Raw genomic sequence first — 16,571 nt, 5'->3', positions numbered from 1 at the left:
ATTATTGATTAATATAAAACATTTAAATACATTAATTCCTATTATATCACTATATAAATCTATATTTATAGTCAAAACTAGCTTGTTTGTAAAACAAACAAAATGATTAAAAATAATTAATAAACAAAAAATAAAAAATTTTTAAAATAAAATAACACAGCATACTATCCTAGTAACTATTGTCACCACTTAGTGGTGACATAAAACATTGTAATCTTCTAGTTCCTATATAGAGAAATTCTTTTATTAACTGTATTGTATAATTTATTATACTTGCTAAGTAAATCATAATCATATTAATCTACTTTTTTATCCTACTGATAAGATATTATGCATATAATATCTTGATATCTTTTTATTTCTTTAAAGATACAAACAAAGACTTATTTTATATTACAAAAAATTAAATTATTAACATCTTAAAAATTACTATATACTAATCAGGAATCAATATAAGAAAATAACTCTAAACTATTATAGTTCTATTCTATATAAAAAATATAGTTATATTCCGATATTGTCCTTATATATTTAATATTATAAGATATAATCTTATATTATAGACTATAAAAATACTTCAATAGTATTACATACCTGTAATCTAATTAATTATGTAATAAAATTTCTACTCAAAATACCCATATATTATTCACCCTATCCGGAATAAAGTGACTGATTGAGGCCTATAAAACATATCAAAAATCAAATTTATAAGAAAAGTAAACGTTGATTATTTTTATACATATTATAAATAATATTAAGATATCAATATCTCTTTGTTATAGATTTTATCTATATAATTTTTAATTTTAAAGAATTCCATCTCTTTATCTCGAGAAAGAAAACTACCAATAAATTATATATTTCACAGGTCCTCCTGCTTTAACTGATTCATTCATCTATATATAAAATATAGGATAGAATTTGATTCTATGTTCATAATATCCCTACCATGACATCAAAAATAATTGATAAACTTATACTATAAGAACTAAGAATAAATATAAATACAATATTAGTTATATTAATAATCACTATAAATATATCATACAATGATAAACATATCCTAAATCAAAATAAGACATCGAAGCAATAAAACTTAATAATCAACTTTAGATTTACGACTCTTTACGTTTTAATTAAATAAAAAATAAACAAACAGTGTAGCTTTTATTCTTAACTAAAAGATTAATAAATATCAAATTACAGCATTAACAATATTATTAAATTTAAATAATGCAATGATCCTAAATGTATTGACAGATCTGATTATATCACCAACATTAACTCTACAGGATGTTTATAAGATTAGCATATTTTAAATAAGGAAATAGATATTTAATAATTATTAAAAATAATCCTAAAATACGCAATCTATCCTAGATGTATAATATTTAATATTTTGATCAAATAGACTATATAGATACTATATTATTACGCATCTGTTCAATCAAGTTGCTAATCCATTGAATCCGTACTATACGTTCTGACAAATCATAGACAAACCTAATACGCTTGGATCCATCTAGAAACCAACACTGAGGCTCTTTCTGTAACAGACCTAGCAACCAGGTAGCATTAATCTTATTATTTTCATTAAACTCAATTAATCCTCCCGTTTCATGAGCTTCTATCTTCTTCACGCCAATAATTTGTGACGATAACCTCAAAGAAGCAGTATCTAGAAGAGCATGAGCTGGATCTGGCATTAATCCAAAACGATGGATTAACTCTGTCTTAATAGCATTTAATGTACTATAATTTTTTGCACTAGCAATCCTCTTATAAAACTCTAAACGAGTATTAACATCAGGAATAAAAGAATCTGGAAGAAAAGAAGGTATCTTAAGATCAATATTAATTTGACTACTAGTGAGATCTTCTAAGGTAGGTTCACGACCAGATTTTAAAGAATCAACAGCATGTTCTAATAACTCCATATATAGTGAAAAACCAATACTATCTATCTGGCCACTCTGCCCTTCACCAAGTAATTCACCAGCTCCGCGAATTTCAAGATCATGGGTAGCTAAAGACAAACCAACACCTAGATCTTCTAAAGAAGAAATTGCCTCTAAACGTTTCTGTGCATTAATAGTCATTACTTTAGGATGTGGTGTCAATAGCCAAGCATAAGCTTGATGATGTGAACGCCCAACACGCCCTCTTAATTGATGAAGTTGAGCAAGCCCAAACCGATCAGCACCTTCAATGATTATTGTGTTAGCTGTAGGTATATCTATACCAGTTTCAATAATCGTAGTACAAACTAATACATTAAATCGCTGATGATAAAAATCATTCATAACCCGCTCCAGTTCACGTTCATTCATTTGACCATGACCAAGAGCGATACGTGCTGTTGGCACTAACTCAGAAAGTTCTTTTGTTACTTTCTCAATATTTTCCACGTCATTATAGAGATAATAAACCTGTCCACCACGAAGTATTTCACGTAAAATAGCTTCTCCAATAATTTTCTGATCATATTGACGAACGAAAGTTTTAACTGCTAAACGACGTGCTGGTGGAGTAGAAATAATTGATAAATCACGCATGCCATGCACGGCCATATTCAAAGTACGTGGAATAGGCGTAGCTGTTAAAGTAAGAATATCAACATCTGTACGCATTACTTTAATACGTTCTTTATGACGAACACCAAAACGATGTTCCTCATCTACAACAAGTAAACCAAGATCATACCATTTTATCTTGTTTTGTAGTAGTTGATGAGTGCCAATCAGTATGTCTACCTTACCCTCTCTTGTCTCCTTTAATACTTGATCTCGTTCCCTATCGGTTCGAAATCGCGACAACATCTTAATACATACCGGCCAATTAGCAAATCGATCTCGAAAATTATCATAATGCTGCTGAGCAAGGAGAGTAGTTGGCACCAAAACCGCTACCTGCTTATGATTGAAAACTGCTAAGAAAGCAGCACGCATAGCAACTTCTGTTTTTCCAAAACCAACATCACCACATATAAGACGATCCATAGTTAACGGTTGAGACATGTCACTAAGAACTGCATTAATTGCTTTTTTTTGATCAGAAGTCACTTTAAATGGAAAACTTTCACAAAACAACTGATATTGTTTTTTATCATGTTTAAAAGCAAAACCATTTTTGGCTGCACGCTGAGCATAAATATCCAGTAATTCGGCTGCAGCATCACGCACTTTTTTAGAAACTTTCTTTCTAGCTCGCAACCAAGTGGAACCACCTAACCTATGTAGTGGAGCAGTTTCATAAGAACTACCCGTATAGCGGCTAATAAGATGCAATGACGGCATAGGGATATACAGTTTAGCATTTTCAGCATATGCTAACATAAGATAATCTGCTTGAATTCCACCTGTCTCTAAAGTAGAAAGACCGAGATATCGTCCAACACCATGTTCTATATGTACTACCGGTTGACCAGGAGATAGATCTGAAAAATGTGGTATCAAAATATCAGCGTTTATTGCCTTACGACGATCTTGACCAGTATAGCCAACAAAATCATCTAGTAAATCATTTTCACAGATTAATGCACGTTGTCGTCGATGATCAATACAACCTTTCTCACTGGAGCCAATTAATAAATAACACCCACAACCTTGAGCCTGAGATAATTGATAAATAATATCTGCTTGAATATTAATACGTACTAGTAACTCCTGTAAAACCTCTCTACGCCCTTCGTTTTCTACTGAGAAAATTACTGAACCACGAAAAGATTCTAAAAATCTTCGTAAACCATCTAAAGGCTGTTGAGCTTTAGGTCTCACTGATAAATCTGGCAATGATGAATATTCTAAATTAATCTGAGTTCTAGTCTCTTTTAGAGGTTTATATTGGAGTTCTATGCGAGGCCATTTTTGTAATTCGGATAACAATTCACTACTACACAACCATAAATACTTAGGAGCTAATAAAGGACGCATAACGTCAACCCGACGATTTTCATATCTCCTATTAATATCAGACCAAAAATCATCACTACTTTTTTCTAGTTGACCAGATATAACTAAAAGTGCATTAGATGGTAAATAACTAAAAAATTCAGGCAAAGGATCTTCAAAAAATAATGGCTGCCAATACTCAATCCCAGCAGGTAAAGTTCCTTTTTTAACTTGCTGATAAATGTGATCAGGCTCAAATCGGACATCAAAATGCTTACGCCACTGCCTTAAAAAAAGATCAATAACATCTTTATGAGTTGGAAATTCATGAGCAGGCAATAAATTAAGTGCAGTGATTCCTTTCTTCATGCATTTATGATCACTATCTAAAACATATATATCATGAATCTGATCATCTAAAAAAACAATACGATAAGTCTGATCCTTTCCCATAGGAAATATATCTAAAAATGTATCATAATTAGAAAAATCACCATGCTCTACAATATGGTGAACACTACGATAACCAGATTTCTTAAGATGTAACCGCAATTGCATACGAGAAATTTTAAGCCCTTTTTTTACACAGAGTGCTGAAATACATAAGAAATGATGTGGACATACACGCTGCATTAAAGTGTGTACTGATAAAATTAGAATACCACTTTTGAACATCGGTAAATTATATAGAGTAGTCAGTCTAGCAGATATAGTCGCCTGATCTGGAGAGAATCGATCAAATGGTAGTGTTTCCCAATCTGGAAAGCGATTTACTGGTTGATTAGTAAACTGTTTAACTTCCTCCTGAAGACGTCTAGCATGTTTTATATCCTGGGTAATTAATATCACCAGACCGTGATGGCGCTCAGCTATTTCAGCACATTCAATAGCATAGGCAGAACCGGTTAATTGGCCCAGCTTCCGTTGGTCACCTTTTCTAGAAGGTAGGTCATAGCAGTAGAGTTCTGGCATAATCAATTAAAGGTTTCATGGAAAATAGAATAGATAAGTATATATGACACGGTCATATATATATAATCTCACTAAATATAATTAAGTGAGAGCCAATAGTAGTGTAAATAAATATAATTACGTTTAGAATTAATTATTTCATTCAATCCTTATCATCATTTAAATATAAAACTCTCGAAAATAACCATTCAAACCTAACCAATATCAATTCAATCAATAATCCTTATCATCAAATAATCTTGTACTATTTAAAATTATCAAAAGTAATTAAGATACTTCATGTAAACATACCACTCCTCCTCCTATATCTATCAACATCTTCGATAGAAATTAAATTCAATAAAACCAAATATATTGTAAAATATTTTTCTAAAATACTTTATAATGGCATATAAAATTATCTCTACTTTTTTTGATCAAGTATTTTATACACAAATAAAATAAAAAATATATGTAAAATCTATCAATACAATAAAAATAGAAATACTATGTGCCTAAAATACTGAACTTTAAAAGAAATAATATGATAAAAATCAGAACAACATTCTTTTTCTCTTTTTGAGAGATAGATACAATGTTTTGAAATAATTTCATCTTCAATATATTCATATTTTATTTTTACATCAATATTATAAAAAAATTATTTAGAACTTATTTCAAATATAAATTTTTAACGATATATATTAAGTTTTTAATTTTTGAGCAAATATTTTTCTGTACCATAACACTTAGATACTGACTGATCAGATGTCTCCGATTTACAGATATATCTAAAAATATCAATATGTCTAAATTTATATTTTACTACTTATCTCTTTAAAAATAACATATTAACGCTTATAGTAAGTTTTTTCACAATACATACTTTTAAGAATACTCCAACTAAAATTTTCTTATCGACAGCTCAGAGCCTTTTGAATAATACTACATTCTGTTGTAGATAGAACTAAAATATTATGCTTAAACAATTTGTCCCTAATTAAAGAACTAATTCTTCATCTTTATTGCTGTATAACTTATAGGCTCATCTATATTATATTTTGATAATGCATTCTCTTCAAGAATCAGATTCCTCCATTCAATATCCAGGGCATCACATTCTAAAATCAGTCGCTCACGTTGTGTAACGATTAAACGTGTTTTATATGCAGTTATAACTACAAGAAAAGCAGATATTATGACTGCAATTAGAAAAAATATTGGAATCTTGCTATAACGTACAAGATCCATCGCAATAATTTTCGTCAAACTACATTGTTTAGCACTAGTCATAAACTTATACGCTCTGCTAAGCGTAGAATAGCACTACGTGCGCGTGGATTTTTTACAATCTCTATTTTACTTGGTTTGATTTTACCTAATTCCTGCAAAGAGAGATGACCTAAATACCTAATTCGGTCCTCTGATATGGGTAACCGAAAAGGAACTTTGCATCCACGACTATGCTCACGTATAAATCGTTTAACTAGACGATCTTCTAGAGAATGAAAAGTAATAATTGATAGACGTCCTCCTATTTTAAGGATTTTTAATATTCCTTTTAACGCCTGCTCTATCTCTTCCAACTCATTATTAACCCAAATTCTAATTGCCTGAAAACTGCGTGTTGCTGGATGTTTACGCATAGATCTAGATGGCATAACAGAATAAATAAGATTAGCTAGTTCTCTTGTCCTTGTCATCGGAGAAGTACGATTTCTATTTATAATAGAATGGGCAATGCGCCACGCAAAACGCTCCTCTCCAAAAGTTTTAAGTACATAATAAATCTCTCTTTCTTTGGCATTCATTAACTTTTTAGCTGCTGACTGCCCAGAAACTGGATTCATCCTCATATCTAACGGGCCATCTTTCATAAAAGAAAAACCTCGAAGAGGATTATCAACTTGTAATGATGACATGCCAAGATCTAGAATAATACCATCAATTTTTCTTGTCAATCGACGTTCTGAAACATACTTTTCTATCATTGAAAACTGACCATTAATTATCGTAAAACGTGAATCAGTAATTTTAGATGCAATGCTGACTGCCTGCGGGTCTCGATCAATAGCATATAAGCATCCCTCTTGACCAAGTCTATCTAAAATTAGACGTGAATGGCCCCCACATCCAAAAGTCCCATCAATATAAATACCGTCTGATCTAACATTTAGACCATTTACTGCCTCTTCTAATAAGACTGGTATATGCTGTAAGGTATGCGACATAACTCTTATCTTTGATTTTATAATACTAAAATGAATCTCGATAGATAACTAATCGATATTTATTACCCGTTCTCTATAAGAGAATTGAATATTAAGTCTATAATTCTATTACTAAATATCATTTAATCTCTAAAAAGTTAGCTCTTGACTTCTTTAATATATTTTTCAATATTTAAAATCTCACCTTAAAACACCATCTATATTAATCAAATAATATCTATGATTTCAAGTATTAAAACCTTCATAAAATAATCTATCATAGAATCCTATTCTCTAAAAATAAAATATTTCATTCTAAAATATATAGTTTATATGAAAGCATAGAAGATATAAAATACGTCAATAAAATCAATCAAAACTTAACCTACTACAAAGATTAAATAAAAAAATAAAAGACATAAAATCTTGATTGAATTATAAAATAAATATCCTATTAGGATGATAAACATATGTTCAGATCTATTTTATCAATACTATAAAAAGTTCTATTACATTTCTACTTATTATATGTAGATTGTGTCAATCTTCTAATAAGACAGCTAATCATTTTTCTTAACATACCTGATCATAAGATAGTGATATCTAAACATATCATCAAACAATTATAAACTCTAATAAAACTAATGATACGAAGATCAATAGAAAGAAATATTAAAAATAATAACAGGTAATATAAAAACTACAAAAACAGAAATAATGTATATCTTAATCTAGTTATAATAAATCCCTTTATAACATATCTTTAAAAATCATAAACACCTCAAACACTAACATGCATCCTAATATAGCGCTATCTTAAGATAAGATTCAACACGAATTCAATTCTACTATTAAAAAAATATATAGATATGTTATATTCAACAAACTTTTCTATACTAAGTATAGTTAAAATATAAATATTTAGAAATCAACCTATATATCAAATAAATAACCTGTCCTATAATAAATCAAATAATCTTCATGAGATTAATCATAATAAAAACTTAGCATAAAAAACTATTTACAGCTATACAAAAATTTTAAATCTCATTTTTTCTAAAAAATTATATACTAATATTCATATATGATATTTTATCATAAAAATATCTGCTATAAAATGAATCTTTCATCAAAGAAAACAATCTTATAAAATAATATAAATTAATAAATTACATTATTCATAGGCAGGATGATTATTAAAGTATAAGAAAGAGATAGAATATTCTTAATGATAAATACTGTAAAAAAATAAAATATTTAGATAAGAGCATTCCTATCATGCAAGATATAACCTAAATCATGATAATCAAATTAATATTTTTAACATCTATAAAAACAGTAAAATGATGCATCCATTTTTAGATGAAATAACCTATATTAAGGTCTAGTAGTTGACTAGATAAGATCCAATACAAATTAAGTGTAAAGTTAGAATAGAAAATAGAATTTTCATTCTATTTTATGATCTTGTCAAATTAAAGTATACCAACCAACTCTCTTTTTTACAAAACATGACTAACGTTACTACTATGTACGCAATAGATCTAACAAGATGATATTTAAGACTAAATAATCACTCAACATAGAATATATAATAAATAAACATCTTTAACTCACTGGAATAGTAAATGAAAGTTACAATCTTTGGTGTTGGTTATGTCGGGCTTGTTCAAGCTGCAGTCCTAGCTGAAGTAGGACACAATGTATTATGTATCGATATTAACGCTACAAAGATTGAAAATCTAAAAAAAGGGATTCTTCCTATTTTTGAGCCAGGCTTATCTACACTTATAATAAAAAACTTCAAAGAAGGACGATTATATTTTTCTACTCAAGCAAAAAAAGGTGTAAGTCACGGTCTTATTCAATTGATTACCGTTGGTACTCCATCAAACTTAGATGGCTCTACAGACTTGCATCCTGTAAATTCTGTAGCACATACTATTTCAAAATATATGGAAGACTATAAAGTAATTCTGAACAAATCTACTGTTCCAGTCGGCACTACTGAGAACATACGCAAAATCATGATAAAAACAATTAAAGAACGTGGCATTACATTAAATTTTGACGTAGCTTTTAATCCCGAATTTCTCAAAGAGGGGTCAGCTGTCACAGACTGCATGAATCCAGAACGGATTATTATTGGAACCGATAATAAGGTAATACTTACACTCATCAATGAACTTTATTCCCCATTTATCAATAATGAAAATATTATTATCCTTATGGATATAAGAAGTGCTGAGCTTACAAAATATACAGCTAATTGCATGTTAGCAACTAAAATTAGTTTTATAAATGAAATCTCTAATCTAGCAGAACGCCTTGGCGCTGATATTGAGTATGTACGACAAGGAATTGGTTCTGATTCACGAATTGGGTATTCATTTATTCAACCTGGCTGTGGTTACGGAGGCTCATGCTTTCCAAAAGATATTAAATCCTTAATAAGAAACTCTAAAAAAGTTGGCTATCACCCTCGTTTACTTCAAGCTGTAGCAGATATTAATATTTCTCAAAAATATAAATTACCAAATCTAGTCAAACAACATTTTGGCCATGCTATTTATGGAAAAACTTTTGCCGTATGGGGGTTATCATTTAAACCCAACACCAATGATATACGTGAAGCGCCAAGCAGGGTACTATTAGAAGCCTTATGGAATGCTGGGGCTACTATACAAGCATTTGACCCAGCATCAATGGATGAAATACAACAGATTTATGGATTCCGAGATGACCTAAAGCTTATGAAAACTAAAGAATTAGCACTCTACGATGCAGATGGACTCATTATTTGTACCGAATGGGATAATTTTCAAAAACCTAATTTTGATCTAATTAAAAAAAAGCTAAAAACACCTGTAATTTTTGATGGCCGCAACCTCTATAATCCAGAAACAATTCAACAACAGGGTTTTATTTATTACGGAATTGGTAGAGGCTCATCTATAACAATAGATACTAAATAAAATCATCCGAAAAGATGCATGTTACTTTTAATAAATTATTGCATTACAATTAGATATAACCGTAAGTCACTTCATTGTATAAATTTAAATCATCTTCTTTTTTAAAAGTGAATAGTTTGACTAAATTTTTATACACTAGAACAGCCTCCTACGATCAGTTTATCTATCTTAATAGTTGGTTGACCTACACCAACAGGAAGATTTTGTCCATCTTTACTACACACCGCAATCCCTTCATCTAAATTCAAATCATTTCCAACCATTGAAACTGCCTGCATAACTTCAATACCAGAACCAATCAGTGTAGCACCTTTAACCGCTTGCTTGATTACTCCATTTTTAATCAAATAAGCCTCTGAAGTAGAAAAAGAAAATTCTCCAGAAGTAATATCTACTTGCCCCCCATGGAAATTAGGTGCATATAAACCATAGTCAACACTTTCAATAATTTCTTGAGGAGTATAATTCCCAGCTAACATATAAGTATTAGTCATACGCGGTATAGGAAGACAAGAGTATGACTCACGACGACCATTACCAGTTGACTCCATACCCATTAAGCGTGCATTTAGCTTATCGTGCATATATCCTTTCAGTAAACCTTTTTCAATTAACGTAGTATATTGTCCTGGAACGCCTTCATCATCAACAGATAGAGAACCTCGACAACCATACTTAGTCCCATCGTCTACTACCGTACAAAATTCAGATGCTACTTGATGTCCTATTTTACCACTAAAAACAGATGTACCAAGACGGTTAAAATCACCTTCTAAACCGTGTCCAACTGCTTCATGAAGCAAAATACCAGGCCATCCTGCCCCTAAAACAACAGGAATCGATCCAGCAGGAGCTTCTATCGCATATAAATTTACTAATGCTATACGCACTGCTTCTCGTGCCCAAGCCTCTGCACGACCTTCATTATTTATATGATCTAAAAAAAACTGATATCCAAACCGTCCGCCGCCACCACTAGAACCCATTTCTCGTTTTCCACGATCTTCAACTTGAACGTTGATTGATAAGAGCACTAAAGGACGAATATCATCTACTAACGTTCCATCTGTGGCTGCAATTAATACCTGTTCATATACACCTGTAAGGCTAGCAGTAACTTCTTGAACACGCTTATCAGTAGATCGAGCAATATTGTCCACCTGATGCAACAATAAAACCTTTTCATCACGCGTCAAACTATTCAACGGATCGATCCCTGCATATCGTATAGGAAATACCTGTTTTCTAAAAATACAAGATTGTCCATCTCCTTTCTCAGAGACAATATTTCGTGCTACCTTAGCACTTTGTTTTAAAGCATTGAATGTAATTTGATCAGCATAGGCAAATCCAGTTTTTCCACCGCTAACAGCTCGTACTCCTACACCCTTCTCTAAACCATAAAACCCATCTTTAATAATCCGATCTTCCAAAACCCAGGATTCCTGGTATCTGGATTGAAAATAAAGATCACCATAATCCATCTTTCTATCAAAAAGATAACTAAGAATAGAGGTGAGATCATTGAAACTTAAGTTGTGCTCAGAAAGAAGTTGGTCATTTACCAAATGAACATTCATAAATACTCGCTTTAATATAGAAATATTAATTATATTAATGTTAATTATAGTGAAAGGTAGATTAGAGTGATCTTTCTAAGAATACAACAAATAAATACATAATTCTGACTATATCAAGTATACTATATATTTTGTGTTATTTTCTAAAAATCTGTGATAAGCACTACTAATAAATGCAATCAATACCATGATTCGGATATAAAATAAGAGATATTTTAATATTTAAAACCAATTAATACATATAAATTTTATTTCTATTTATAAGAATAAAGTATACCAATCTATTTAAGATGATCGATCTGCAATTCATTCTAACTAATTATTAGTAGTGAGCACCATAACCCATTAATCTCTCATAACGACGATCTAATAATTGTTTTATACTGAGGATATTTAAATCATCTAAATCAACTAAGATCTGATCTTTGATTGCAGAACTAATCTGTAACAAGTCTCTATGTGCTCCTCCTAGTGGCTCAGGAATAACAGTATCAATAAGATTTAACTCTTTTAAACGAGAAGCAACAATAACCATTACTTCAGCAGCTATCGGCGCCTTATCTACGTTCTTCCACAAAATAGATGCGCAACCTTCAGGGGAAATAACAGCATATGTACTATATTGCAACATATTAACTTTATCACCAACACCAATAGCTAAAGCCCCCCCAGAACCTCCTTCACCAATCACCGTACAAATAACTGGTACAGCAAGACTAGACATCTTTCTTAGATTACAAGCAATAGCTTCTGCTTGGCCGCGTTCCTCAGCTCCTACACCAGGGTATGCACCTGGTGTGTCAATAAAAGTAATAATTGGCATCTTAAAGCGTTCAGCCATCTCCATTAAACGTAGAGCTTTGCGGTAACCCTCAGGTGCTGGCATACCAAAATTACGACGTATTTTTTCTTTAGTAGTACGTCCTTTTTGATGACCGATCACCATAACAGGGCGTCCAGACAAACGAGCAATACCACCAACAATAGCTTTATCATCAGCATAAGCACGATCTCCTGCTAATTCATCAAAATCAGTAAATACAGTATGCATGTAATCTAATGTATACGGACGTAGTGGATGACGCGCCAACTGTGCAATCTGCCAAGCCCCTAGATTAGAAAAAATCTTTCGTGTCATCTCAAAACTTTGATTACGTAAACGCTGAAGCTCTACATCTAAATGTATATTTTCTTGCGTATCATTACAGGCAATAAGCTTGAGAGAATCAATTTTTGCCTCAAGTTCTATAAGAGGCTGTTCAAAATCTGGGTAATGAAGACTCATAGTAATCCTGTTTTAGTCAAACTCTAGTTCTACCTGTTCTACTCCTACCCATAAGCGAAGATCATTTAATAAATCATCACTAAGTGAGACATTCCAATTGTTACCTAAAGAGACTTTCACTCGCGCATCTTTTTTTTCGCAATATAAATGAATAGGCGTCTTCCCTGGCCGATATGGCGCTAATAGATGATTAAGATTATCTACGAGGTCATCATTCATTTGCTTATCAGTTAACAAAATCGCAAGTCCACGTGTGTATTTTGTACGAGCTGTATTAAGATCCATGATATCCCTAGCCATCATTTTAATTTTACCGTTAAAATTGTCCACTTCAACTTGCCCGCTAACAATTAATATCCGATCTTTCTCTAAAAACTTCTTAAATTTATCTAAAATATCTATAAATACAATTACGTCTAACCGGCCTGAAGAGTCATCAAGCGTGCAGATACCCATACGACTTCCACGTTTTGTTACTATGAAGCGAATTGCCACTACTAAACCAGCAACAGTAACTATTCTTCCATCTGTCGTTAACTTTATATCTTTTAAACATTTTTCGCTAATATAATGCTGAATTTCTTGTAAATATTGATTAATTGGATGACTAGTTAAATAAAGACCTAAAACCTCTCGCTCACCTTCCAGTTGAATTTGTTCCGACCATGGCTGTATATCTAGCGATGATATTTGAACCTGATTGGGCCTTTCTATATGCACTCCGAACATATCAGATTGCCCTATAGAATCTGCCATAGAGCTCTGATGAGCGGCTTTTAATGCATCTGGTAAGGCACTCATCAACGCAGCTCTATGTAAACCTAAACAATCACAGGCACCAGATAAGATTAGTTTTTCTAAAACCCGTCGGTTAATCTTCCTGGTCTTAATACGTAAGCAAAATGCAAATAATTCATGGAAAGAACCCTCTTGATTACGTACCGTTATAATTTCTTCTATTGTACCTTCACCTATACCCTTGATTGCCCCCATACCATACACAATTTTACCTTGAGAATTGACATGAAAATAATAAAAACCAGTATTAATATCTGGTGGAAGAACATGCAGACCTAACCTCCAACACTCATTTACTAAGAGTACTATCTTGTCTGTATTATCTATATCAGCATTCATTACTGCCGCCATGAACTCAGCTGGATAATGCGCCTTCAGCCATAACGTCTGATATGAAACCAAAGCATAAGCTGCAGAATGTGACTTATTGAAACCATATCCTGCAAATTTTTCTACTAAATTAAAAATTTTAATAGCTAATACACCATCTATACCATTCGCTTGAGCACCTGCTTCAAATCCACCACGCTGACGGGCCATTTCATCTGGATTCTTTTTCCCCATAGCTCTACGGAGCATATCAGCATCACCTAAACTATATCCAGCCAAAACTTGAGCTATCTGCATTACCTGCTCCTGATACAGGATAATACCATATGTTGATTCAAGAACAGGTTTTAATAATTCATGCTGCCACTGTACATCTGGATAAGAAATCTTTTCTAAACCATGCTTACGATTAATAAAATTATCAACCATTCCAGACTGTAAAGGTCCAGGACGAAACAAAGCAACCAATGCAATAATATCTTCAAAACAGTCAGGCTTTAATCGTTTAATCAAATCCTTCATACCATACGATTCTAATTGGAAAACAGCAGTAGTCTCTGCCTGTCTTAACATGTCAAAACTTTTGTAATCATTAAGATCAATAGCAGAAATATCAATAGGCGGATCATGTTTTGTTACACGATATGCATTAATCATTACCAATGCCGAATCAATAATAGTTAGTGTACGTAGACCAAGAAAATCAAACTTAACCAATCCAGTATATTCTACATCATTTTTATCAAACTGAGTGACTGGATGATGGCCATATTCGTCACAATATAATGGAGAAAAATCAGTGATTTTTGTAGGTGAAATTACCACACCACCCGCATGCTTTCCAGCACTACGTGTAACACCTTCCAGTTTTTTTGCCATATCAATAAGCAATTTCACCTCCTCATCCGACTCATAAAGAGCTGATAAGTTAGGAGAGAACCTAAAAGCTTTTTCTAGTGTCATTCCAGGATCAGTTGGCACCATTTTTGAGATTCGATCAACAAAAATATAAGGATGACCAAGGACACGCCCTACATCACGAATAACTGCTTTCGCAGCCATTGTGCCGAAAGTGATAATCTGTGAAACCGATTGACGACCATAAAGCTCTGCTACATGGTCAATTACTAAATCTCGTTTTTCCATACAAAAATCAACATCAAAATCAGGCATTGAAACACGTTCTGGGTTAAGAAATCGCTCAAATAATAAGTTAAACTCTAATGGATCTAAATCAGTAATTTTTAGCGAATAAGCCACTAAAGAACCTGCACCCGATCCTCGGCCAGGACCAACAGGAACACCATTATCCTTAGACCATTTAATAAACTCCATAACAATAAGAAAATAACCAGGAAAACCCATCTGATTAATTATCTTTAATTCAATATTCAACCTCTGGTCATATTGAAGCCGACTATGAGCACGTACTTTATGTTCTGGAAAAAGGACATGTAATCTTTCTTCTAATCCTTCTCTAGATTTTAGAACAAGAAAATCTTCTGTTGTCATTGATCCTGTTGGAAACTTTGGTAAAAAATATGTACCAAGTTGAATGGTTACATTACAACGACGAGCAATTTCCACGCTATTTTCTAATGCTTCTGGAATATCTGAAAATAGCATGCACATCTCCTGCTCACTACGTAGATATTGTTGAGAACTATATAAACGAGGTCTCTTCTGATTTTCTAAAGTGAAGCCATTTTGAATAGCTACACGAATTTCATGAGCCTCAAAATCTAACTGAGAAAGAAAACAGACCTCATTTGTAGCAACTACAGGAATACCTGTCTCTATTGATAACTCTACTGCAGAATGTAAATACGCTTCCTCGTTAATTCTCCCAGTTCTAATTAATTCCAGATAATAACAGTTAGGAAAATACGTCTGATAAAAATTAATCGATGCTTGAACTTGTCTTTGATTTCCACGTAATAACATTTGACCAATCTCACCCTGAAGCCCACCAGAAAGCAAAAGTATGCCTTCCCGATGCTCCAGAAGCCAATCACGTTCGATAGTTGGACCTTGATCTCCATAACCACGCAAATAAGCACGCGAAATAAGCAATGTAAGGTTTTGATAACCCTGATTATTAGAAGCTAGTATAGTAATTTGCGTAAGCTTATTACCCATTAAGTCACTGCTCATTTTAAAATCAGCGCCAATTATTGGCTTAACACCTTGTTTATGAGCAGCATTATAAAACTTAATAAGACCAAAAAAATTAGTAAAATCTGTAATTCCAAGAGCAGGCATGCCTAATTTCGCTACAAAATCTACTAGTGCTCCCGTTTTAACTAACCCATCAACCATAGAGTAGTCACTATGGACCCGTAAATGAATAAAACGAGGTTCAGGCATCTTTGTTCCAATTTAAAAGTAAAAACATTATAGAAAAATTACAAATATCTTAGATAGCCTTGCAATATTGTTATTCTTTGGGTTATCACGATAAGATGTAGAAAAAGAATGTAAGAAGAAGTTTCAATATCCTTCCAACTTTCTCCGATGTAACATATATCAACTTTGTCTATTTTAAGGTA

At 32.3% G+C, this 16,571-nt stretch carries 7 protein-coding genes; 1 reads left to right on the top strand and 6 read right to left on the bottom strand.

From position 1 onward, the window contains the following. Nucleotides 1–1,415 precede the first annotated feature (1,415 nt). The 3 genes from mfd to rsmH all read right to left on the bottom strand — a co-directional run bounded on the left by mfd (nt 1,416) and on the right by rsmH (nt 7,075). Nucleotides 1,416–4,865, bottom strand: a complete 3,450-nt coding sequence (gene mfd / locus ERCIPICE3303_RS01040) for a transcription-repair coupling factor (protein WP_157990900.1) — start codon at nt 4,863–4,865, stop codon at nt 1,416–1,418. 987 nt (nt 4,866–5,852) lie between these two features. Further along, nucleotides 5,853–6,137 carry a cell division protein FtsL gene (gene ftsL / locus ERCIPICE3303_RS01035; RefSeq protein ID WP_157990899.1) on the bottom strand — a complete coding sequence of 95 codons (285 nt, stop codon included), beginning with the start codon at nt 6,135–6,137 and terminating at the stop codon, nt 5,853–5,855. Next, complete coding sequence (gene rsmH, locus ERCIPICE3303_RS01030) at nt 6,134–7,075, bottom strand: 16S rRNA (cytosine(1402)-N(4))-methyltransferase RsmH (protein WP_157990898.1); 942 nt, start codon at nt 7,073–7,075, stop codon at nt 6,134–6,136. Before rsmH ends, ftsL begins: the two co-directional genes overlap by 4 nt. A 1,607-nt stretch (nt 7,076–8,682) precedes the next feature. Here rsmH and ERCIPICE3303_RS01025 point away from each other — a divergent pair. Continuing rightward, nucleotides 8,683–10,029, top strand: a complete 1,347-nt coding sequence (locus tag ERCIPICE3303_RS01025) for a UDP-glucose dehydrogenase family protein (RefSeq protein ID WP_157990897.1) — start codon at nt 8,683–8,685, stop codon at nt 10,027–10,029. A 128-nt stretch (nt 10,030–10,157) separates the two neighbouring features. Here ERCIPICE3303_RS01025 and tldD read toward each other — a convergent pair whose 3' ends face one another. The 3 genes from tldD to dnaE all read right to left on the bottom strand — a co-directional run bounded on the left by tldD (nt 10,158) and on the right by dnaE (nt 16,389). Next, nucleotides 10,158–11,609 carry a metalloprotease TldD gene (gene tldD / locus ERCIPICE3303_RS01020; RefSeq protein WP_157990896.1) on the bottom strand — a complete coding sequence of 484 codons (1,452 nt, stop codon included), beginning with the start codon at nt 11,607–11,609 and terminating at the stop codon, nt 10,158–10,160. 322 nt (nt 11,610–11,931) lie between these two features. Next, a complete protein-coding gene (accA, locus tag ERCIPICE3303_RS01015; RefSeq protein ID WP_157990895.1) occupies nt 11,932–12,894 on the bottom strand; it encodes an acetyl-CoA carboxylase carboxyl transferase subunit alpha in 963 nt (320 codons plus the stop codon). Between the two features lie 12 nt (nt 12,895–12,906). Then, nucleotides 12,907–16,389: a DNA polymerase III subunit alpha gene (gene dnaE / locus ERCIPICE3303_RS01010; protein WP_157990894.1), complete on the bottom strand. Its 3,483-nt coding sequence runs from the start codon at nt 16,387–16,389 to the stop codon at nt 12,907–12,909. Nucleotides 16,390–16,571 lie beyond the last annotated feature (182 nt).

The organism is Candidatus Erwinia haradaeae (assembly GCF_900699015.1).
Lineage (GTDB): Bacteria > Pseudomonadota > Gammaproteobacteria > Enterobacterales > Enterobacteriaceae > Erwinia_E > Erwinia_E haradaeae_E.
Note: the sequence above shows the minus strand (reverse complement) of the source record. Positions and strands in the feature narration are given on the sequence as shown.

Excerpts from the sequence above, each read along its gene's own strand:
- dnaE (WP_157990894.1), bottom strand. The coding sequence starts at position 16,389 with ATGCCTGAACCTCGTTTTATTCATTTACGGGTCCATAGTGACTACTCT.
- tldD (WP_157990896.1), bottom strand. The coding sequence starts at position 11,609 with ATGAATGTTCATTTGGTAAATGACCAACTTCTTTCTGAGCACAACTTA.
- mfd (WP_157990900.1), bottom strand. The coding sequence starts at position 4,865 with ATGCCAGAACTCTACTGCTATGACCTACCTTCTAGAAAAGGTGACCAA.
- ftsL (WP_157990899.1), bottom strand. The coding sequence starts at position 6,137 with ATGACTAGTGCTAAACAATGTAGTTTGACGAAAATTATTGCGATGGAT.
- rsmH (WP_157990898.1), bottom strand. The coding sequence starts at position 7,075 with ATGTCGCATACCTTACAGCATATACCAGTCTTATTAGAAGAGGCAGTA.
- ERCIPICE3303_RS01025 (WP_157990897.1), top strand. The coding sequence starts at position 8,683 with ATGAAAGTTACAATCTTTGGTGTTGGTTATGTCGGGCTTGTTCAAGCT.
- accA (WP_157990895.1), bottom strand. The coding sequence starts at position 12,894 with ATGAGTCTTCATTACCCAGATTTTGAACAGCCTCTTATAGAACTTGAG.